The sequence below is a fragment of the Gordonia oryzae genome (assembly GCF_003797185.1).
GTDB classification, from domain to species: domain Bacteria; phylum Actinomycetota; class Actinomycetes; order Mycobacteriales; family Mycobacteriaceae; genus Gordonia; species Gordonia oryzae.
This window is the reverse complement of the sequence record NZ_RKMH01000005.1, coordinates 40,667-61,084: the sequence shown is the minus strand read 5'-3', so window position 1 is coordinate 61,084 and position 20,418 is coordinate 40,667. Positions and strand designations below refer to the sequence as shown.

The following is a 20,418-nucleotide window of genomic DNA, read 5'->3' as shown; positions in this document are numbered from 1 at the left end:
GGTACCTGCCAGCAGGACTCGAGGAAGAAAAGAGACAACGATGTCCCCAGAGTCTGCGGTGTCCACCGCATCCGAAATCCCCGCGGCCGAAACCTCCGTCTACGGCGGCTCGCCCGCCGGGTCCGGCGAATTCACCCCGCGCCGCCGCGTTACTCGTGTCCATCACCTCGCGCAGATGAAGGCCGAGGGCGAGAAGTGGTCGATGCTCACCGCCTACGACTACTCGACCGCCCGCCTCTTCGACGAGGCCGAGATCCCGGTATTGCTCGTCGGCGATTCCGCCGCGAACGTCGTCCTCGGATACGACACCACGATCCCGATCAGCAGTGACGAGCTGATTCCGCTCGCCCGCGCCGTCGTCCGGGGCGCCCCGCACGCGCTCGTCGTCGCCGACCTCCCGTTCGGCAGCTACGAGGCCGGTCCGCAGCAGGCACTCGCGACCGCGGTCCGCTTCTTCAAGGAGGCGGGCGCGCACGCGGTCAAGCTCGAGGGCGGTGAACGCGTCGCCGACCAGATCGCCACCCTCACCGGCGCCGGTATCCCGGTGATGGCCCACATCGGTTTCACCCCACAGAGCGTCAACGGCCTCGGCGGATTCCGCGTCCAGGGCCGCGGCGACGCCGCGGACCAGTTGATCGCCGACGCCATCGCCGTTCAGGAGGCGGGCGCGTTCGCCGTCGTCATGGAGATGGTTCCGGCCGACCTCGCCGGGCAGATCACCCGCAAGCTCACGATCCCCACCGTCGGGATCGGGGCCGGTCACGAGACCGATGCACAGGTACTCGTCTGGCAGGACATGGCCGGCTTCACTCACGGCAAGACCGCGCGATTCGTCAAGCGATTCGCCGATGTCGGCGGCGAACTCCGTGGCGCTGCAGCCCGATACGCCGACGAGGTGCGTCGGGGCGTGTTCCCCGGCCCCGAGCACAGCTACTGATCCTGGTCGCCGCAACGTGCGGCCGGCGACGCCAGGGCAATCGGAGTCGGCACACGTTGCTGCGCAGCAGCCAGCACGACGAGAGCGGTCAGCACCACATCGACCACCGCGGTCATCCCGATGTGGCCGCCGACACCTCCGAGATGGGCGAACTGACCGAAGCGACCCACGGAGTTCGCCGGACCAACAGTTCGACGTGCCCGGCCTGTCGGATCATCGCTCTGATGCCCTTGTCGATTCGGTGATCACTGGGGTACACCTGCGCTGACTGGTCACGCCGGCCCCCACCCCCGACGCACGGATCGCCGCGCCGACGTCATCCGCTCGTATGACCAACCGCGACAGCAGGATTGCGCCATCACCGGCGTAACGGACATCGCGGCAGCGCCACCGCACCGCGCCCGGGTGTCTAGGCTCGTAAACCATGCGCGACTTCTACCCCGAGATCGAGCCCTACGCCTCAGGCCACCTGCCCACCACCGACGGTCAGCAAATCTACTGGGAGACCTCCGGTAACCCCGATGGCAAACCCGCGGTCTTCGTCCACGGCGGTCCGGGCGGTGGGACCGCACCCGATCAGCGTCGCTTCTTCGATCCGCACCGCTATCGGATCGTCCTGTTCGATCAGCGGGGCTGCGGCCGCTCCCGCCCGCACATCGCCGACGGCGCCGACCTATCGGTGAACACGACCGGCGCACTCATCGCCGACATGGAGGCGCTGCGCGAGCACCTCGACATCGACACCTGGCAGGTGTTCGGGGGCTCCTGGGGATCGACACTCGGGTTGGCTTATGCGCAAACCCATCCGGATCGGGTGTCGGAGCTGGTCCTGCGCGGCATCTTCCTACTGCGGCGCAGCGAGATCGACTGGTATTACAACGGCGGTGCGGCGCACATCTACCCCGACATCTGGGAGTCCTATCTGGCGCCGATTCCCGCCGCCGAACGCGACGGTGATCTCGTGGCCGCCTATCACCGGCTGTTGACGTCGGCCGAACCGGAGGTGGCCGCGGCCGCCGCCCGGGCCTGGACCGGCTGGGAACAGGCCACCAGCTACCTCATCCCGAAGCCCGAAGAGGCGGCGGCGATCAAGGAGGACTCCGGACCACGCTTCGACATCGCCTTCGCCTCGATCGAGAACCATTACTTCGTGAATCACGGCTTCCTCGACGACGGCCAACTCCTGCGCGACATCGACCGCATCGCCGACATCCCCGGCGTCATCGTGCAGGGCCGCTACGACGTCGTCTGCCCGATGCGCAGTGCGTGGGATCTGCACCGGGCGTGGCCGTCGGCACAGCTGCACATCGTCGACGACGCCGGGCACGCCTCCTTCGAGCCGGGCATCCGGAGCACACTCATCGAGGCAACCGACGCCTTCGCCGACGACGTCCGGTGATCGCCCACATATACACTTCACGCGTATCCGACATCCGGCAGGAGGACCAGTGGCAACCGAACAGGTCGAGGTAGAGCTGAAGTTCGACGTCGAAGCCGGAACCGCCACCCCCGACCTGCGGGTGTTACCCGGCGTCGTCGGCGCACGTGAACCGGAGACGTTCACCCTCGACGCCACGTACTTCGACACCGACAACCTGGATCTGGCAGGCAATCGGATCACCCTGCGACGTCGCACCGGCGGCCACGACAGCGGCTGGCATCTCAAGCGTCCCAGCGGAATTCCCGGCGCACGCCGAGAATTGCAGATCGCGTTCGACGAGGCACCCGCCGACGGCGACCTCCCCGATGCCCTGTTGATCCCGGTGCTCGCGCTCACCCGGCACCGCAGCCTGATCCCGGTGGCGGTGATCTCCACCTCCCGCACCATCACCACCCTGTTCGGGGTCGACGAGGAGCCGCTCGCGGAGTTCGCCGAGGACCTCGTGACCGCGCGGTCGCTGCTGCCCGGCGGCGAGGTCGCGCAGTGGGCCGAGTGGGAGTTCGAGTTACTCTCCGGCGGTACTCCACGATTGCTGAAGGCTGCCCACAAGTTGCTGCGCTCGGCCGGCGGATCGGAACCGTCGAGTGCCTCGAAGCTGGCCCGTGCCATCGGTTCCACCCCGACGACGACCGTCGAACCCCGGTTGCCCAAACGCCCCTCGGCGCTGGAGCTGGTGGTCACCGACCTGACCCTGCATCGCAATGCCCTGCTCACCTACGACCCCGAGGTCCGGGTCGACGCGCCAGACGCCGTGCATCAGATGCGGGTGGCCACCCGCCGATTCCGCAGCGTGCTCTCGGGTTTCCCGACGGTGCTCGACCCGCACCGGACCGCCCACATCAACGACGAGCTGCGCCTGCTCGCCCGAATCCTTGGTGACGCACGGGATTCGGAGGTCCAGCTCGAGATCGACACCGCCCTGTTGCGTGGGGAGTCGCCGTCGGAGGCCTTGGTCTCGGCGCTGACGGGGACCGAGTCGGACTCGCATGATCGCGCGATCCGCGCCGCTCATGCTGCGATGAACTCCGAGCGCTACTTCCGGCTGCTCGACGACATCGACGTCCTGATCACCGATCCGCCTGCCGGGCCCGACGCCGACATGCCCGCGGCCGCGGCGGTCGATGCGGCGATTGCCAAGAGCCGCAAGAAGATCCGGAAGGCTCAGGAAGAGCTCGCCACCTTCCCCGAGGGGTCGCACGAGTGGCAGGAGCAGGTGCACGTCATCCGCAAGCGGGCCAAGAAGTTGCGCTACGCCACCGATGCGGGAGAACCGTTGGGCATCAAGCGATATCAGAAGACCGCCGCCGTGGCCAAGAAGATCCAGTCGGCGCTCGGCGATTTCAACGACACCCGGATCAACCGGGCGCGCCTGGCCGAGCTTGCCGAGCGCACCGACCTCCCCGGTCGCGACATGTTCCTACTCGGCCGTCTCGACGCCCTGCAGGAGGCCGCCGGAGCACGCGCCCTCGATGCCTACCGCAAGGCCGCCAAGGACCTCTGAGCACTCCGAGGACCTCTGAGCACTCGGAGGCCTCTGCGTACTCGGGCTCAGCCGACCGGCGCGAACCCCACCATGCGCCGCACCGGGTCGGCAGCGGTCAGCTGCGCCCGAATCCTGGTCGCCGACGCCGGATTTCCGCTGCATCCGGCGATGACCGCCGGATCGTCGATGAAAATCCGGGCGGGCTTGTTCGCGTCGGCCTCGGCGAGGACCACTGCGTCGAAGACCTCTCCGACGCGGCCGGCGAGAACCGTCGCCTCGGCCAGATCGATCGACAGCCGGTCCGCCGACGCCCCCAGGGAGTCGGCCGACCGCAGGATCTTCGGAAGGGTGGGTAGTGCGCGGGTCACCCAATCGGGTACAGGCTGACCGGCGGCGATCGCCAGGCACGCCTCGGTCGCGAAGCGATCACCCAGCCGTCGTAGTGGCGCGGTGACATGGGCGTAGATCCCGCCGATCGCCGCGTGCACCATCTCCGACTCCGACGGCGTCTCGCCGCCATCGAGGGCGAGATATCCGGCGCCACGCATCAGTGAACCGGCGTGCGACATCAACGCCAGGGTCGACGGCGCGTCGGCCGGTAGACCGGCCAGGAACTCTCCTGGCCCCTGCTCGTCCGGCCAGTCCACACCCATCGCGCGTGCCGTGTCACGCAATGCCCGCACCGCACCGGGTTCGGCAGGTGGCAGGGTCCGCAGCAGCCCGACGCCCGCATCGGCCATCAGGGTTCCGGCGCACATTCCGGCAAGCAACGACACCTGGGCATTCCACCTGTCCGCGGGTGTGTGCGGCGCTATCTGCAGGCTCCATCCGTCGGCGTCGCGCACCACGTCCTGGTCGGGGAGGTCGAGTTCGATTGCGCCGCGCGACAAGGCGATCCGTTGCCGCAGCACACCGAAATCCGGTAGCGCCGTGATCGACGGGTGCAGCCGGCCCGCCGCGGCGTCGGCGGTGACACCCGCGTAGTCGAGGCGGGCCACCGAACGCACCAGGGCGCGTCGCACCGCCACGTCGCCGATCCGGCCGTCGGCGCCGACGCGGATGGTCCAGAGCACGGCCGGGCGTTCCACACCCGGCAGCAGCGAACCGCTGCCCTCCGACAGGACCCGCGGATGCAGCGGGACCGAGCCGTCGGGGAAGTACACCGTGGCGCCGCGTCGGCGGCTCTCGGCGTCGAGGGCGCCCTCCGGTTCGATGAGGGCGGCCACGTCGGCGATCGCGTAGTCGACCACGAAACCGTCGCCGTCGGTGGCGATGTGGACGGCCTGATCGAGGTCCATCGATCCGGGCGGGTCGATCGTCACCAGGGGTAGATCGCGGTGGTCCGCGCGCTGCCCGGCATATCGGTCGCGCGCGTTGCCTGCTTCCTCGAGTGCGGCGCCACCGTAGTCCTCGCTGACGCCGAGTTCCCCACGGATGGCATCGAAGTCGATCTCGGGCGCCGACAGTCTGCGTTGCACTCCCCGACCATAACGCCGCGCTCGGCGTGCATGGGGGGACGTGCATGCGGTGACAGGGCGTGATCAGGGCCGACGATGACGCCGGGGTGTCGGAGGGGGGCGAACGAGTCGGCGTGTAAGCCGGATCCTGTCCCGACCGTGAGGTCGGTGGCGACCATCCATCTGGGCACACCGTCGCCGGGTACCTCGAGCGGCCCACCCGCGGACTGGGGCGAGCAGCCCTCATCACGTCCGCGCACACGCACCGCAAGCGATCCGTGCTTCGGCCTTGCTCCGGGTGGGGTTTACCGAGCCGACGCGGTCACCCGCATCGCTGGTGCGCTCTTACCGCACCGTTTCACCCTTACCGGCCTTGCGGCCGGCGGTCTGTTCTCTGTGGCACTGTCCCGCGGGTCGCCCCGGGTTGCCGTTGACAACCACCCTGCTCTGCGGAGTCCGGACTTTCCTCGGCGCGTGGCGTTTCCAGTGACTGGCTGTCCCACGCGCCGCGGCCGCCCGGCCGACTCGTTCGCCCTTACAGGATAGCGTCCGGGGTGTCGGCGACGATGCGAGGTCTGACTTCCCCGAAGGTGCGCCGTGTCGCGTCACCGAAGGTGTGAGGTGTCACTTCACCGAAGGTGCGCCGTGTCATTGACGCAGCGGACGACAGCGCCGCCGTCGGGAAAGAACTCGGCCACCGACACCGACGCCAGGTCGAGGTGTAGCCGGAACAACAGTTGCGGTCCTACGTCGAGGGCGTGGCGCAGTAGGGACTTGATCGGGGTGACGTGACTGACGACGACGACGGTTTGACCCGGATAGCGCTGCAGCAGACGGTCCTTGGCGGCGATCACCCGCTGGGCGGTCTGGATGAAGCTCTCCCCACCGGGCGCGGGCACCGACTCGTCACCGAGCCACCGGGCGTGGACCTCGGGGTCGCGAGCCTTGGCCTCGGAAAAGGTCAGTCCCTCCCACGCGCCGAAGTCGTTCTCGATGAGATCGTCCTCGGTCACCACCTCGCCGCCGACGAGGTCGGTGATCGCTTGCGCGGTCTGCCTGGCCCGGTCGAGGGGTGAGCTGACAACCGCGGCGATCGGTTGCTCGGCGGCCGCACGCTGTGCTGCGCGCAGCGCCTGCGTCACGCCACGCTCTGTCAAAGGCGGGTTGCCGCGGCCCGAGTACCGCCGATCCACCGACAGGGCCGTCTGACCGTGCCGTACCAACACGATGCGGGTCGGGGCGGCCATCTGGCCCTGCCACGACGGCGTTGCGGGGGCGTGCCCAGAATTCGTGGTCACAGTCCCGACTCGTGGGTGCGGATCAGGATCGCACCGCACTCCTCACAGCGGATCACCTCGTCGTCGGGCGCGGCGGCGATCCCGGCGAGCGTCCCGCGATCGAGTTCCATCCGGCAGGCGCCACAGCGGCGGGCGCGGAGCAGCCCCGCGCCGACCTTGCCCGCGCTGCGCTGGCGTTCATAGATCGGGAGCAGTTCGTCGGGTACCTCGGCAACGATCTGGGTACGCCGCGCCGCCAAGGCCTCCTTGTCGGCGTCCACCGCGGTGACGGCCTCTTCCCGACGACCGCGCAGCGCGGCGAGTTGCTCCTCGAGATGGGCAATGGTCGCCGCCGCCCGATCGCGTTCGGACCCGAGCGCTTCTTGACGTTCCATCAGCTCCAGCATGTCCTCCTCGAGAACCTGCCGACGCCGTCCCAAACCGGTCAACTCATGTTGCAATTCCGATAACGCTTTCGGCGCAAGGCCCCCGCCGGTCAGCTGGGCCGAGTCCTTCAGTTCGCGATCGCGCATGCCGGTGATCTCGCCGTCCATGCGGCGGTATTCCCGGTCGAGATCCTCCGCAGCGATCTCCGCACGGACGAGGTCGTCGCGGGCGACCTCGATGGCGGTGATCGTCTCCGCGATCTCGGCGTCTTCGGGCAGGTGACCGACTCGATGGTCAAGTCGGGCCAGGCCGGCGTCGACGTCGGCGAGTTCGAGCAGGAGTCGTTGCCGTCCGGCATCGACCTTCATCGGGTGTCTCCTCGTGCACTGGGGGAATCGGTGGTCGGGTGAGCCGGGTGAGTCACGGCGCGCCGTTGCACCGGGCGGTGAACGTTTACGGTACGCGCCGTGTCAGGCCGACGTGTGCACGGTGAACGGATCGGTGGGTTCGTCGTGGCACTCCGCCACACATCCGGTGGCGGCAGTGATCCGTTCGGCGGCCTGCCGGCACCAGGGGAACTCGGTGGCCCAGTGCCCGGCGTCGAGGAGCACCGGGCCGCCGGACCGCAGCGCCTCGTCCACCGGATGATGGCGGAGGTCGCCGGTCAGATAGGCGTCGACGCCGAGCCGGGCGACGGAGGCCAGCAGGGAATCACCGGCGCCGCCGCAGACCGCGACCGTCCGGATCTGTCGGTCGGCCGGGCCGGTGGCACGCACGCCCCATGGCGTACGCAGCGCGTGGGCCGCGCGTTGCGCGAACTGCGCCACGGTCATCGGTTCGGCCAGCACACCGACGCGGCCGAGACCGAGCGCCGACGGGATCGCGGCGAGTTCGAGGATGTCGAAGGCAGGTTCCTCGTACGGGTGGGAGTCGCGCAATGCGGCGAGGACCGCGGTTCGCAGCCCTCGGGCGGCAACCATCTCCACGCGCGCTTCGTCCACGCGTTCACGCTGCCCGATCTCACCGATGGTCGGGTTGGCACCAGGTTTCGGCTCGAACTGGCCGACGCCGACCACCGACCACGCGCAGTCGCGGTAGTCGCCGATCGCTCCGGCTCCTGCTGCGAACATGGCCTCGCTGACCTGTTCGGCGTTGCCCTCGGGCACCATCACCACCCACTTGTCGACGGGCGGCAGCGGTTCGGGGTCGATGGGCGCGACCTCACGGAGTCCGAGTGCGGCGGCGAGCGCGTCGGACACACCGGGATCGGCCTTGTCGGCGTTGGTGTGGGCGGTGAACAGGGCGATACCGGCCCTGATGAGTCGGTGGACGATGCGGCCCTTGGGTGTGTCGGCAGCGACCGACTCCACACCCCGGAGCAGCAACGGGTGGTGTGCCACGATCATCCGGTAACCCTGCGCGCATGCCGTGGTGACCACGTCGTCGGTGACGTCGACGCACACCAGGACCGGCCCGGCCGGTTCGCTCGGGTCTCCGCATACGAGCCCGACGGCGTCCCAGCTCTCCGCCAGGCGCGGCGGATACGCGGCCTCCAGCACCGCCACCACGTCGGCGACAGTCACCTCGATCGGACCGTGACCCGTGTGCTCATGCGCTGCCAACGGTGATCTCCTCTCGCGCCCGGTCGAGCGCCGTGACCAGCCGATCGACCTGCGCCGCCGGGCGCACCGCCAACCGCAGGTGGTCGTCGGTCAGTCCGACGAAGTTCGCGCAACTGCGCACGGCGATCCCCTGGTCTCGCAAGCTTTCTCGCACCGCCAGTGCACCGGGCATCTCGACGAGCACGAACGGCGCCGCGGGCGGCGCGCACGGGATCACTCCGACCTCGGCGAGTCGCGCGAGCAGATGGTCGCGTTCGATGGCGACGAGCTCGGCCTGCTCGGAACAGAAGCGTTGCCCGTCGGGTCCGCAGCAGGCGGCCAGCGCGGCGAGCGCAGGCGTGGACAGCGGCCAGGCGCGGCGCCCCGCCGCTGCCCGTTCGATCACCTCGGGCGCCGCGAGCAGGTAACCGGCACGCAGTCCGGCCAGTCCGAAAGTCTTGGTAACACTGCGCATCACGATGACGTCGTCGGCTCGCCGGTCGGCCAGCGACTGCGGCTCGCGCGCCCCGGTCACCGGATCGAGGGTCAGATCGGCGAACGCCTCGTCGACGACGACGAGGCGTCCGGGACGTCGAAGCGCTGCGATCGACTCCGCAGGGTGCAGGACCGACGTCGGGTTCGTGGGGTTGCCGACGACCACGAGGTCGGCGTCGTCGGGGATGTCGGCGGCCAGCTCTGCCAGCGGCGTGTCGGGCCGGCCGATGACCTGGGTGATCGGAATCCCCGCGGCCCGCAACACGAGTTCCGGTTCGGTGAACGACGGCTGCACCAGGGCCGCATGTGCCGCACCCAGTTTCGGCAGCAGCTCGAATCCGTCGGAGGCGCCGGCGAGGAGCATCACCTCGTCAGTGGGACGGCCGTGCAGGTCGGCGATGATCCCGGTGGTGTGATCGGTCTGGTCGGTCGTCGGGTATCGGGCCAGGTCGTCGAGGGTGGAGGCGATGGCCGCCTGCACGAACGGCGGTGCGGCTCCGCGCACGTTGACGGCGAAATCCAGCATGCCCACGGTGCTGTCCCGGTCGCCGTGCCGGTCGAGCGCATGCAGCCCGGATGTCATACCGAGTGAGCCTACGTGCACCATGGGTTGGTGATGTCCCGACCAGACCCCACTGATCCCGACACCGTTCTGCTCGTCGATCTCGACGGGACGATCACCGACAGTTTCACCGGGATCGCCAACAGTTTTCGGCACGCCCTGACCGCTGTCGGCGCGCCACCGGCACCCGAGGCGGTGGTGGCCGGGATCGCCGGGCCGCCGATGATCGACACCTTGCGCGAACTCGGGCTCGACGAAGCCACCGCACACGAGGCGATGCGCGCGTATCGAGCCCGGTACGTCGACGTCGGCTGGCTGGAGAACTCGGTGTTCGACGGCATGGACACACTGCTCGGCGATCTCGGCGCGTCGGGCCGGACGCTGGCCGTGGCGACGTCGAAGAACCAGACGACCGCGCGCGCCATCCTCGACCACTTCGGACTCGCCAGCCACTTTCGCGTCATCGCCGGCGCCAGCGACGACGGAACCCGCCGCCACAAACCCGACGTGATCGCCCATGCACTGGCACAATTGGGCATATCGCTCGACCCGCACACACACCGACCCGCTCGTCCGGCGGTGATGATCGGCGACCGATCCCACGATGTCGAGGGCGCAGCCCGTTTCGGCATCCCGACGATTATCGTCGGATGGGGTTACGCTCTGGCCGGGGAGCGCGACGCTGCCGCATGGAGCGTCGATTCGATGTCGGATCTGCGCGAGGTACTCGGTGTCTGATCAACTACACATCTGTTTCGTCTGCACCGGCAACATCTGCCGGTCGCCGATGGCCCAGAACATCTTTGCCAAGACGCTGTGTGACACGGGGCTTGCCGACCGCGTCGAGGTGAGCAGCTGCGGTACCAGCGGCTGGCATGTCGGCGAGGCGGCCGACAACCGCGCGCGCACGGAGCTGCTGGCACACGGCTACTCCGACGCGCATGTGGCCGATCAGCTCGGGCCCGATCACATCGGTGCCGACCTGTTCGTCGCCGCCGACGCCGGACACGTCAAGGAACTCGAGCGCAAACGACTCGGTGAGCGCACCCGACTGTTGCGCAGCTTCGATCCCGACGCAGGCGACGATCTCGATCTGTCCGACCCGTACTACGGCAACGCCGACGATTTCGCCGTCACCCGCGAGCAGATCGAGGCCGCGGTACCGGGCCTGCTCCAGTGGGCCCGCGAACACCTCGACGACGCCACTGGCTGAGCCGTCGCCGGTGCTGCCGTGATCGGGTACTGCGGCGCACGTCACGGCCGAATCCGGCATAACGTCACCAGACGCCGCCGGGGCTGCTTCGACGGTTGCCCACTGGGTACCGTTGTCCTATGCGCGCGCTGCGAAACATACGACCGGAGTGGATCGCCCTGACCATCGTTGTCGGCGCGTTCGCGGCGGCGTGTTTCATGGTGCTGGCGCCGTGGCAGCTCGGGAAGAACTCCGCGACGTCCGAGCGCAACCATCTGATCAAGAGTGCCGTCGGTACCGCCCCGGTACCGATCGACGAGGTGGCGCCCGCCGGAAAGGGATTCGTTCCCTCCACCGAGTGGCGCGAGGTGACGATGACCGGAACCTACCTCGTCAACGACCAGGCCCTCGTCCGCCTGCGTTCGGTCGACGAGCGGCCGGCCATCGAGGTCCTCACCCCGTTCCGCATCGCGGGCACCGATCGCGTCCTGGCGATCGATCGCGGCTACGTTCGCCCGGATCAGAGCAACACGCCCGCGATCCCTGCGCCCCCGACAGGCGAGACGACCATCAACGCCCGCATCCGGGCTTCGGAGGGCACGTCAGAAGGCCGCGGCGCGCGGACCGAGGGCAACGCGCTCACCATGTACACGGTCGACCCAACCCAGCTGGCCAAGGCGACCGGCACCCCGATGGACCCGTTCTATCTGCAGTTGTCGCCGAATCAACCCGGCTCACTCGGCGAGATCCCACTGCCACAACTGGATTCGGGCCCCTACCTCTCCTACGGCCTGCAGTGGCTGGCCTTCGGTGTGATGGCACCGCTGGGAGCCGGATACTTCATCTACTCCGAAATTCGTCAACGTCGACGAGCTTCCGCCGCCAAGAAAGCCCACGCGGCCGAGGCCGCGGACGGTCCCGACCCGGCGACCCCCGAACCGGCGACCCGTGACGACTCGGGACTCGACGTTGCCGCACATCACGAGGCGGCTCCTCATCTCCTGACGCGAGCCGAACGCCGCAAACGCATGCGCGAGGAACTGCGTGCGGCAGCCGGAACAACCGCCACGTCCGCTCCGGTCGACCCTGTGGACATCGACGGGCAATCGCCCGCCGGCATCGGCGTCGGACCCGACACCGAGCGCTTATCATCCGCGGTGCGCGACAAACTCACCGAACGCTACGGCGGTTGAGGTCACCTGGTGCTCAAGGTACTCCCCATCGGCGGTGGCAGCGCCCGGCCAGTGACACTCCACACCTGCTCTCCCTCGGTGGTCGAGGTGCGAGGCGCGAGGCTCGTCGCGAACGCTCCGCAACATGTCGACCACCGGGACGAGAGACGCGCCGGGCTGCTCGACCGCTGATCATCGAGTGCCCCGCCCGGCGAGGAGGTCCCTCCCGATAGTCGAGATGTTGCCGAGCGCCGGCACCGAGGCATCGAGACCATCCACCATCGACCGCCGATCAGATCACGAGCGTCGCGCGCGCCACCAGGCGATGGCCGTGGCGGTGGCGAGCGCGCCGACTTGTACTTGTCGGGACAAGGCCAGGGCGGCACGGAGATCCGTTGAGGTCGGAGCCCGCCCGTCGCCGAGGGTGGGCCGGTTCTCGGTGCGGTGCAGGTACACCGTGATACCGCCCAGACCGATGCCGAGAGCTCCGGCAAAGCTTGCCTCCACGACACCCGCGTTGGGGCTCGGATGCGCCGGTGCGTCGCGTCTCCACGCGAGCACGGCACCCCGCCGATCCGGACCGGCGGCCACGACGAGCGCCCCCGCGATCCGGGCCGGTAGGATGTTGAGCACATCATCGAATCGTGCTGCAGCCCAACCGAAACGGTTGTACCGGGCATTTCGATGACCGATCATCGCATCCAGCGTGTTCGCAGTCCGGTAGATGAGGAGGCCGGGAACACCGGCCAGAGCGCCCCAGACCAGCGCCCCCACGGTGGCATCGGAGGTGTTCTCGGCCACCGATTCCAGTGCAGCGCGACAGATCCCGGGTTCGTCGAGTGCATCCGGGTCTCGGCCACACAAGCTCGGAATAAGTTCCCGCGCGCCCGGAACGTCGTCGGACTCGAGACAGTCGGCTACGTCGTTACCGACGCGGATCAGAGTGGTCCCGCCCAGTACGGCCCACGTCACTGCGGCGGTGAGCAGTGTCCGAGCCGTGCCATTCGCAGCCAATGGGCGGGCCGCGAGCGCCCCGGCCACGCCGATAGAAGCCACACACAGCGCACAGTGGGCGCTACCAGCGATCCGGCTGTCAGCGTAGGTATGTCGTTGCACCGCGGAGGCGAGGGCACCGATGCCGGCAACCGGGTGCCCACGTCTCGGGTCGCCGAGCGCGCAGTCCACCAGATACCCGATCAGTAAGCCTGCCGGCGAAGGCCGGACTGCGGCGGCCCACCACCCCCGTGCCCGCATCAGAGTGCCTCCCGAATCAGTAGTCCGATGCCACGACGACCTGCTGCTCGCCACACACCAGGAGAGCCTGGTCGTCGGCGAGCGTGGTCACGTGGTGGCGCGACTCGTATGTGCGGCGCACCGACTCGATCAGTTCGGCGGGATACGCCGGTAACTGGCCGTCCGCATGTGGAAGCACCACCGTGTCGATGAGCTCGAGACCGCGCGGATCGACCCGACCCGGAGCGTCGGCCGGATCGTCGAGGCCTTCCACCGGTGCAATGGTCGGACCCACCACAACCGCGCCGGCACTGCATCCGATGTAAGGCAACGACGCACGTACCCGCTCGGCGAGCAGATCCCCCGCGCCCGCCCGACGTAACGCCCACAGCAAGGCGAAGGTGTTTCCTCCGGCCACGTACACTGCGTCGACCCGGTCGAGCGTGGTGGCAATCTCCTCGAGATCCTGCTGCGCTGCCGAGATGTCCACGACCGCATACCCTGCGACCGTCAGGCGGTCACGTTCGGCGCGCGCACCCGGCTTACCGGCGTAGGGGATCCGCGCGTCATCGAGATACCCGATCTGCAACTGCGACAGCCCTTTTCCCGTGGCTTCCGACAGGAAAGCCGGGACCGCCCCGAAGCCCAGCGACAGGAGCAGCAGATTCACAGTGGTCACGCTACCCGCAGGCCCAGCACCCACGACGGCCCACCCGTGCCCGATACACTCACGCGGTGATGGCACGCCCACGCCCCGTTCCCGTCGCGGGCACCTATCCGATCGACACCGGCACGGCAGAGCTGGCCCCGGACCCCATCTCGGGCGGATGGCTCCTGCAGATCAACGGCACACACAGCTCGCACATCGACGACGATCCGCATGTGCTGGACTTCGAATACCTGCGACAAATGGCGGCCGTCATCGAGGACCGCCATCCCACGCAGGCGAGGCTCTCCGTCCTGCATCTCGGCGGCGCCGCGTGCGCGCTCCCCCGCTATCTGGCCGCGACCTTTCCACAGTCGCGACACGTTGCGGTAGAGATCGACGCCGAGCTGGCGCGTCTGGTCCGCGAGTGGTTCGACCTGCCGCGCGCACCTCGTCTGCGTATCCGCGTCGGTGACGCACGCGCGGTGCTGGAGTCACTCCAGTCCGACACTCGAGAAGTAGTCGTCCGGGACGCGTTCGAATCCGACCGCACCCCAACACATCTGACGACGGTGGAGTTCACCCGTGCCGTCAAGCGGGTCCTCACACCGACTGGCCTGTATCTAGCCAACTGCGGCGACACCCGCGATCTCGGCCGCGTACGCGCCGACGCTGCCGCGCTGGCCGAGGTCTTCGACCACATCGCTCTGATCGCCGACCCGGCGATGTTCAAGGGACGACGCACCGGCAACGTGGTCATCGCAGGCAGCGACGGTCCCCTCGATCCCTCGCCGACACTCGTCAGACGACTACTCAGCGATCCGCTTCCGGCGCGGGTGATCGCCGGCGACGAGGCCAGCGCATTCGGATCCGGGCAGGCACGCCACGATCCACCGACCGCCTCCGGCGGCAGCCGCGACGAGACCGCCGACAATCAGATCATGTAGTTCAAAGCGCCCAGGATCGCCTGTCCCAGCGCATGATCGCCACAAACCTCCACCGCCGACGGATCAGCCCTACGCCGGCCACCGACAAGTCGGACCAGGTCGACGGCATCGACAGTGAGCACTACGTCGGCCGCCTCGTCACCACCTTCGAAGGCCTCGACGAGACCTGCCCGGCCTGCGACGGCGATGCGCACGGTACGCGGTGCCGCGCCGGTGATCTCGAACGCGACAGCGCTTCCAGAGGGCGCCTTGGCGCGCTTACCGACCACGAACGGCAACGACGCCGACACCTCGTCGAGCACCCAACCGACCGGTGCTGCAGACGGATTGCCACCGATCGTGGCGTCGCGGAGGTCGACCTCGTGAATCCAGCAGTCGAACAACCGGATTCGCATGAACCGACCGTAGGTGTCCGGGCCCGCCGGGGTAGCCGCCTCGGCGTCGAAATCCGACTGCGACATCGCCGACAACGCGGCGCTGCGTACCCCGATGATCTCGTCGAAGGCAGCGAGTACCTCGTCTGCGGGTCGCCCCCGGAAGTGTTCGACCCACTTCTCGTTGAATTCGCCAATCGGATTGCGCACGTGGTCGAGATCGCTGAGACCCGCGGGTGCCTCGACATCACGGCCGTCGAGCATGCTCTCGGTTCCGATGATGTGCGCGATGATGTCGGCGTTGGTCCATCCCGGCAGGATCGACGGTTGCGTCCATTGCTCACCGATGTCGTCGGCCAACGCCCGCAAGGCGGCCCACTCACCGATCAGGTCCGGGGTCAACGTGGTGGGATCGATGGATGTCGTGGGCATGAAGGTCTCCGATTCGCCGGCTGGTCGACTGCGCCCGAGAGCTCACGGCGTCGATACGCCTGACCGTCACGGGCGGGTTCGACGCTACCCTGGTGACGCCGTCGCGACCGCAGGATTCATGGCACGGCAACTAGGGTGTGTATCCCAATTCTTCTGCGAGGAATTGGCGCGAAGGATTGCGTTCTGGCAAGGCGGAGGAGGAAGCGATAGCGGCAGCTATCGTGACCGACGACAACGCGGCCAGCGCGCAATCGGGCCGCCAAGACCCGCAAAGGGAATTGGGAGACACACCATAGTCAGGGTCGATCGTCGCGATGCTGGTGGTGAGCCTCTTCGCGGCCACCGCTGCTCGGCTCACCAGGTCCGAGGCACACGCGCACGCCGCCCCCACCGCACCTCCTCGGTCGCAGAATGCGCACCACGGGCCGCATCCCCCAGCGAACACCGGCCACACCACTAAGGTTGGACGGGTGACACGGACATTCCACCCTGTGCACCTGCCTGCGATCTACGAGCAGAGCCTGCGCGGCTGCTCGGCGTCCAAAGCACTCGCGTCGTTCATCGACTTCCATGGCACCGCCGACGCCACGATCCACTACGGTGACGGCGGCCGGCTCGGCGGCCACTACGCGCCGATTGTCGACGTCTCGCGGTCGTGGGCGGTGCGCAACGGGTGCATACCGACGACCCTGGAGGTCCCCGTCAATTCGGCTGTCACACAGTTCCTCTGGCCGCTGTACCGGTCGGTCGGCGGCGAAGTCTCGCACTACCGCATCACCGGCAGAGCCCACGCGTGGCCCGGATCGTCGGCCCATCGGGAACGGACCGGCGTCAGCGACAGGATCTCGGCCACGGCCCTGATCCGGCAGTTCGTCAACCGCCACCCACTCACGGTGTAGGCGGACATCGAAATGAGCGCCATCGACGACCGGACCGGAACCACGCTCGGGCCGTACGCCATCGAAAAACTACTGGGCCGGGGCGGGATGGGTCAGGTCTACCGTGCCACCGACACCCGCAAGGGACGTCGGGTCGCGCTCAAGCTGCTCAATCCCCAGTTCGCCGACGATCAGGTGTTCCGCGACCGATTCCTGCGGGAGTCACGGATCGCCGCACGGATCAACGACCCCCACGTCGTCCCGATCCATGACTGGGGCGAGATCGACGGCCTGCTGTTCATCGACATGCGACTGGTGACCGGGCGCGACCTGCACGCGATCCTCGTCGAGCACGCAACACTGGCACCGGAGAGGGCGGTGGCCATTCTCTCGCAGGTCGCCGACGCCCTCGACGCAGCCCACCTCGACGGCCTGGTGCATCGCGACGTCAAACCTGACAACGTGCTCGTCGATGCCCGCGACTTCGCCTATCTTGCCGATTTCGGGCTGGCCCAGGGCACCGCCGACACACGGCTGACCACCGCAGGCACCGCCATCGGATCGTTCGGTTACATGGCACCCGAACGATTCGTCGCCGACGAGGTCGGCGCCGCCGGCGACATCTACGCCTTGGCCGGCGTGCTCTACGAATGCATTGCCGGGACACAAGCTTTCGCATCCGCGGCCAACCTCGAGCAACTCATCGCCGCCCACCTCAACGCCGAGCCACCACGGACCGGCACGGCGCTCGATCCGGTCATCGCGTGCGGCATGGCCAAGAACCCGCGTGACCGGTACCCGAGTGCCGGTGCACTGATCGACGCGGCCCGCGCCGCCCTCGCATCCCCCGGCGCGGTGTCCCCCGGTGCGCCATTGCCCGGCACGTCGGCGGCACCCGCGCCGCTCGCACCTCATACAGCACCGCACATCAGTCACACCACCGACCGACCGGCTGCGATCAACCCGGCTGCGATCAACCCGGCTGTGATGAACCCGGCTGCGATCAACCCGGCGTCGTACTCTCCGACAGAGGTCGCTGCAGGCTTTGGCGCACGCCACTTCGAGCCGTATCCGGATGCACCGCAGCACCATCCGCAGACATCGATACGCCGGTCGCCCGTACTCGCGATCCTCGTCGCCATCGCGGTGCTGCTCGCGGGTGGCATCGGAGTCGGCGCATGGGTGCTGTTGCGCGACTCCGACGACGGGGTCCCCGTCGTCGCCGACAGCAACGACCGCACCACCACATCGACGATCGCCCCGTCCACCGCGATACCGCCCATCGCCGGGAGCCAGACCACCACGACTTCGGCGATGCCGTCGGTGACGTCGCCCACCGGTTCGGCGAGGGCCGCCTTCGATCTCGGCCTGGCCACACCCATCAGCACGCCGGCATGTGATGGCACCGGGATCGTCGTGGTCGGCAATGCCGTCGATCCGTCGAACTACACCGGCGAGGTCCAGGGCTATCTCACCGCGTTCCCCGGGTCGAGTTACCTGCGCACCGACCAGTCCTGCTCGTCGTTGCGGGCGCGCGACGACAACGGCAATCCGATCTACGCGGTGTACCGGGTGGCGGGACGGACCACCGCCGACATCTGCCGCGTCCGCAACCAGATCGGCGGCACCGCCTACGGCAAGTGGCTCGACAACATCACCGATCCGACGACATTCATCACGCCGAGCGCATGCGGGGCGTGAGAAAGCCGCCTTCTCCGCCTGTCGAGGACACCATCGGTCCGCAATGTCCGGCACGATGAGCGCATGCTGGAAACATCGGCTCGACTCCTGCACCTGCTCTCGCTGCTCCAGACGAGACGTGAGTGGTCCGGCCAGGAGCTCGCCGACCGGCTCGAGATCACCACGCGCACCGTGCGACGCGACGTCGACAAGCTGCGTGAGCTCGGCTATCCGGTCGACGCGACCGTCGGCGTCGGCGGTGGGTATCGGCTCGGCGCAGGTGCGGAGATGCCGCCGCTGCTCCTCGACGACCAGGAGGTGCTGGCCGTGGCCCTTGGGCTCGACGCGGTCACGACCGGGCCGGTGTCCGACATGGCCGAGGCCTCGGCCGGTGCACTGACCAAGTTGCGCCAGGTCATGCCGTCGCGATTGCGCCACCGACTGGATTCTTTGTCGCTGGAAGCCGTGCCACGCACCGAGGGTCAGGTGAGGGTGTCGGCCGAAGTTCTCACCGATATCGCCACGACCTGCCATCGCCACGAACAGCTCCGCTTCGACTACCGGCGTGGTGACGGCACCGAGTCGCGGCGCGAGGTCGAACCCTACCGATTGGTGCGCAACGGGATGCGTTGGTATCTCATAGCTTTCGACCTCGGCCGCGACGATTGGCGCTCGTTCCGGGTGGACCGGATGGACCCCAAGATCCCGACCGGCCCCCGCTTCACCCCGCGCGCCCTTCCCGAGGGCGCGGCGTCGAGGTTCCTCGAGCGCAGCCTGGGCGCGATGTATCGCACATCCTCGGCGCGCGTGCGTATCCACGCCCCGGTGGAGACCATCGGTCCGATGGTCTCCGATGCGTGGGGCACCCTCGAATCCGGCGATGAGCAGACTTGCGAGCTGACCCTCTACTCCACGTCGCTCCCCTCGATTGCAAGGTGGCTGCACGCCTTCGACGCCGATTTCACTGTGTTGTCCCCGGACGCATTGCGGGACGAGCTGGCCGGCGTCGCCGAACACCACGAGCGGGTGGCCGCCCGCTACCGGCGAGCGTGCGACGCAGCATCGTGATCGTTTCGTGACCCTGCGGGCGGGCTCCGTCTCAACTCCGCCACGTCCCCGCCGCGTTCCCGGGCAGCAGCGGATCGGGGTATCTACAGTGGTCCTCGTGAGGCTTCTCGTCACCGGTGCCAGTGGATATGTCGGCTCGCGGTTGGTGTGCTCGTTACTCACCGCCGGACATGAGGTCGTCGTATCCTCCCGCAATGTGGACCGCTTGACCGATTTCGACTGGTTCGACGCGGTCACCGCGGTATCGATGGACGTCGACGACCCCGAATCGGTGACGACAGCACTCGCCGCCGCCGGGCCACTCGATGCGATCTATTACCTCGTTCACGGGATCGGGCAGTCAGGGTTCGCCGATGCCGACCGCAACGCTGCCGCGAACCTCGCGTCGGGCGCGCGTGACGCCGATGTCACCCGCATCGTGTATTTGGGTGGCTTCGTCCCCGACAACGAGGATCTGTCCGATCACCTGCGCAGCCGAGCCGATGTCGGCGAGGCCCTCCGGCTGCCCGACGGTCCGGAGTTGGTGTGGCTGCGCGCAGCGGTGATCCTCGGCGCCGGGTCGACGTCGTTCGAGATCATCCGCTACGTCGGCGACCGCCTCGCGGTCATCCCGGAGCCGTCGTGGACGCGAAACCCCATGGACCCCATCTCGATTCGCGACGTATTGCACTACCTCACCGCCGCCTGCGAACCCGGGCTGCCCGCCGGAGACTACGACATCGCCGGCCCCGATGCCTGTCGGTATCACTCGGTGCTCGTCGCCTATCTCGACACGATCCGCATGCCGAAGGTGCGGGTGTGGGTGCCCTTCATCGGGACGCGTCTTGCCGGCAAGGTCGCCGGACTACTCGTTCCCATCCCGTCTGCGCTCACCGAAGAGCTCATCACCTCCCTCGATCACCCGATGTGCGCCAACGAGCACCGCATCCGGGAGCTGGTGCCGGCACCCGCGGGAGGGCTGACGCCGATGCGCGACGCGGTCGCGGCGTCGGTGGCGTCACCGGCTCCCCGGTCGGTCTGCGCGCTCGTTGATCCGCATCACCTGGCATCGACCGACCCGGCCTGGGCCGGGGGCGACTGGCCACGCGTACGACGCAGGATCGGCGGCGTGTTCGGGTCGGCGGGTCGACTCGGCCGCGCATTGCTGCCAGTCTGA

The 20,418-nt window shown here is 68.4% G+C and carries 20 protein-coding genes and 1 other RNA gene; 11 read left to right on the top strand and 10 right to left on the bottom strand.

Features of this window, described 5'->3' with window-relative positions:
• Positions 1-40: 40 nt before the first annotated feature.
• Positions 41-937 carry a 3-methyl-2-oxobutanoate hydroxymethyltransferase gene (gene panB / locus EF294_RS07680; RefSeq protein WP_123927739.1) on the top strand — a complete coding sequence of 299 codons (897 nt, stop codon included), beginning with the start codon at positions 41-43 and terminating at the stop codon, positions 935-937.
• Here the strand turns inward: panB and EF294_RS21365 are convergent.
• The gene (locus tag EF294_RS21365) at positions 931-1,107 is read right to left on the bottom strand and encodes a hypothetical protein (protein WP_185091001.1); all 177 of its coding nucleotides are present in this window, start codon (positions 1,105-1,107) and stop codon (positions 931-933) included. The two genes, panB and EF294_RS21365, sit on opposite strands and share 7 nt — an antisense overlap.
• 254 nt (positions 1,108-1,361) lie before the next feature.
• On the opposite strand from EF294_RS21365, the gene pip reads away from it, so the two are divergent.
• Positions 1,362-2,336: a prolyl aminopeptidase gene (pip, locus tag EF294_RS07675; RefSeq protein WP_123927736.1), complete on the top strand. Its 975-nt coding sequence runs from the start codon at positions 1,362-1,364 to the stop codon at positions 2,334-2,336.
• A gap of 49 nt (positions 2,337-2,385) precedes the next feature.
• Entirely contained in the window at positions 2,386-3,879 is a 1,494-nt protein-coding gene (locus EF294_RS07670; protein ID WP_123927733.1) for a CYTH and CHAD domain-containing protein, read from the top strand.
• Positions 3,880-3,926: 47 nt separating this feature from the next.
• On the opposite strand, the gene EF294_RS07665 is transcribed toward EF294_RS07670, so the two are convergent.
• The 6 genes from EF294_RS07665 to cobC form a co-directional block, all read right to left on the bottom strand.
• Positions 3,927-5,339, bottom strand: a complete 1,413-nt coding sequence (locus tag EF294_RS07665) for an RNB domain-containing ribonuclease (RefSeq protein ID WP_123927730.1) — start codon at positions 5,337-5,339, stop codon at positions 3,927-3,929.
• A gap of 100 nt (positions 5,340-5,439) precedes the next feature.
• Positions 5,440-5,846: RNase P RNA component class A (gene rnpB, locus EF294_RS07660), an RNA gene on the bottom strand.
• A 101-nt stretch (positions 5,847-5,947) separates the two neighbouring features.
• Positions 5,948-6,565 (bottom strand): histidine phosphatase family protein, encoded by a 618-nt coding sequence (locus EF294_RS07655; protein ID WP_123928279.1) that lies wholly within the window; start codon positions 6,563-6,565, stop codon positions 5,948-5,950.
• 47 nt (positions 6,566-6,612) lie between these two features.
• Entirely contained in the window at positions 6,613-7,350 is a 738-nt protein-coding gene (locus EF294_RS07650) for a zinc ribbon domain-containing protein (protein ID WP_123927727.1), read from the bottom strand.
• A gap of 102 nt (positions 7,351-7,452) precedes the next feature.
• Complete coding sequence (locus EF294_RS07645) at positions 7,453-8,604, bottom strand: Nif3-like dinuclear metal center hexameric protein (RefSeq protein ID WP_246007746.1); 1,152 nt, start codon at positions 8,602-8,604, stop codon at positions 7,453-7,455.
• A complete protein-coding gene (gene cobC, locus EF294_RS07640) occupies positions 8,591-9,661 on the bottom strand; it encodes an Rv2231c family histidinol phosphate aminotransferase CobC (RefSeq protein WP_123927724.1) in 1,071 nt (356 codons plus the stop codon). Before cobC ends, EF294_RS07645 begins: the two co-directional genes overlap by 14 nt.
• A 33-nt stretch (positions 9,662-9,694) precedes the next feature.
• On the opposite strand from cobC, the gene EF294_RS07635 reads away from it, so the two are divergent.
• From EF294_RS07635 to EF294_RS07625, 3 genes are all read left to right on the top strand, one after another.
• Positions 9,695-10,378, top strand: a complete 684-nt coding sequence (locus EF294_RS07635; protein ID WP_123927722.1) for an HAD hydrolase-like protein — start codon at positions 9,695-9,697, stop codon at positions 10,376-10,378.
• The gene (locus EF294_RS07630) at positions 10,371-10,853 is read left to right on the top strand and encodes a low molecular weight protein-tyrosine-phosphatase (protein WP_123927719.1); all 483 of its coding nucleotides are present in this window, start codon (positions 10,371-10,373) and stop codon (positions 10,851-10,853) included. The genes EF294_RS07635 and EF294_RS07630 overlap by 8 nt, the downstream gene beginning before the upstream one ends.
• A gap of 119 nt (positions 10,854-10,972) precedes the next feature.
• Positions 10,973-12,025 (top strand): SURF1 family cytochrome oxidase biogenesis protein, encoded by a 1,053-nt coding sequence (locus tag EF294_RS07625; protein WP_123927716.1) that lies wholly within the window; start codon positions 10,973-10,975, stop codon positions 12,023-12,025.
• 276 nt (positions 12,026-12,301) lie between these two features.
• Here EF294_RS07625 and EF294_RS07620 read toward each other — a convergent pair whose 3' ends face one another.
• The gene (locus EF294_RS07620; protein ID WP_123927713.1) at positions 12,302-13,258 is read right to left on the bottom strand and encodes a cobalamin biosynthesis protein; all 957 of its coding nucleotides are present in this window, start codon (positions 13,256-13,258) and stop codon (positions 12,302-12,304) included.
• A 16-nt stretch (positions 13,259-13,274) separates the two neighbouring features.
• A complete protein-coding gene (locus EF294_RS07615) occupies positions 13,275-13,907 on the bottom strand; it encodes a Type 1 glutamine amidotransferase-like domain-containing protein (protein WP_246007745.1) in 633 nt (210 codons plus the stop codon).
• Positions 13,908-13,975: 68 nt separating this feature from the next.
• On the opposite strand from EF294_RS07615, the gene EF294_RS07610 reads away from it, so the two are divergent.
• Positions 13,976-14,830 (top strand): spermidine synthase, encoded by an 855-nt coding sequence (locus tag EF294_RS07610; RefSeq protein WP_123927707.1) that lies wholly within the window; start codon positions 13,976-13,978, stop codon positions 14,828-14,830.
• On the opposite strand, the gene EF294_RS07605 is transcribed toward EF294_RS07610, so the two are convergent.
• Positions 14,818-15,636: a maleylpyruvate isomerase family mycothiol-dependent enzyme gene (locus EF294_RS07605; protein WP_123927704.1), complete on the bottom strand. Its 819-nt coding sequence runs from the start codon at positions 15,634-15,636 to the stop codon at positions 14,818-14,820. The two genes, EF294_RS07610 and EF294_RS07605, sit on opposite strands and share 13 nt — an antisense overlap.
• Before the next feature lie 470 nt (positions 15,637-16,106).
• Between EF294_RS07605 and EF294_RS07600 the strand changes: the two genes are divergently transcribed.
• The 4 genes from EF294_RS07600 to EF294_RS07585 all read left to right on the top strand — a co-directional run bounded on the left by EF294_RS07600 (position 16,107) and on the right by EF294_RS07585 (position 20,418).
• Positions 16,107-16,535: an alpha/beta hydrolase family protein gene (locus tag EF294_RS07600; RefSeq protein ID WP_246007744.1), complete on the top strand. Its 429-nt coding sequence runs from the start codon at positions 16,107-16,109 to the stop codon at positions 16,533-16,535.
• Positions 16,536-16,547: 12 nt separating this feature from the next.
• Positions 16,548-18,215 (top strand): serine/threonine-protein kinase, encoded by a 1,668-nt coding sequence (locus tag EF294_RS07595; RefSeq protein WP_123927701.1) that lies wholly within the window; start codon positions 16,548-16,550, stop codon positions 18,213-18,215.
• Between the two features lie 63 nt (positions 18,216-18,278).
• Entirely contained in the window at positions 18,279-19,262 is a 984-nt protein-coding gene (locus EF294_RS07590; protein ID WP_123927698.1) for a helix-turn-helix transcriptional regulator, read from the top strand.
• 97 nt (positions 19,263-19,359) lie between these two features.
• Positions 19,360-20,418 (top strand): NAD(P)H-binding protein, encoded by a 1,059-nt coding sequence (locus EF294_RS07585; RefSeq protein ID WP_246007743.1) that lies wholly within the window; start codon positions 19,360-19,362, stop codon positions 20,416-20,418.

Coding starts and splice junctions, on each gene's coding strand:
- EF294_RS07605 (WP_123927704.1), bottom strand. CDS start 15,636: ATGCCCACGACATCCATCGATCCCACCACGTTGACCCCGGACCTGATC.
- EF294_RS07635 (WP_123927722.1), top strand. CDS start 9,695: ATGTCCCGACCAGACCCCACTGATCCCGACACCGTTCTGCTCGTCGAT.
- EF294_RS07595 (WP_123927701.1), top strand. CDS start 16,548: ATGAGCGCCATCGACGACCGGACCGGAACCACGCTCGGGCCGTACGCC.
- EF294_RS07620 (WP_123927713.1), bottom strand. CDS start 13,258: ATGCGGGCACGGGGGTGGTGGGCCGCCGCAGTCCGGCCTTCGCCGGCA.
- EF294_RS07655 (WP_123928279.1), bottom strand. CDS start 6,565: ATGGCCGCCCCGACCCGCATCGTGTTGGTACGGCACGGTCAGACGGCC.
- EF294_RS07610 (WP_123927707.1), top strand. CDS start 13,976: ATGGCACGCCCACGCCCCGTTCCCGTCGCGGGCACCTATCCGATCGAC.
- pip (WP_123927736.1), top strand. CDS start 1,362: ATGCGCGACTTCTACCCCGAGATCGAGCCCTACGCCTCAGGCCACCTG.
- EF294_RS07650 (WP_123927727.1), bottom strand. CDS start 7,350: ATGAAGGTCGATGCCGGACGGCAACGACTCCTGCTCGAACTCGCCGAC.
- panB (WP_123927739.1), top strand. CDS start 41: ATGTCCCCAGAGTCTGCGGTGTCCACCGCATCCGAAATCCCCGCGGCC.
- cobC (WP_123927724.1), bottom strand. CDS start 9,661: ATGACATCCGGGCTGCATGCGCTCGACCGGCACGGCGACCGGGACAGC.
- EF294_RS07590 (WP_123927698.1), top strand. CDS start 18,279: ATGCTGGAAACATCGGCTCGACTCCTGCACCTGCTCTCGCTGCTCCAG.
- EF294_RS07625 (WP_123927716.1), top strand. CDS start 10,973: ATGCGCGCGCTGCGAAACATACGACCGGAGTGGATCGCCCTGACCATC.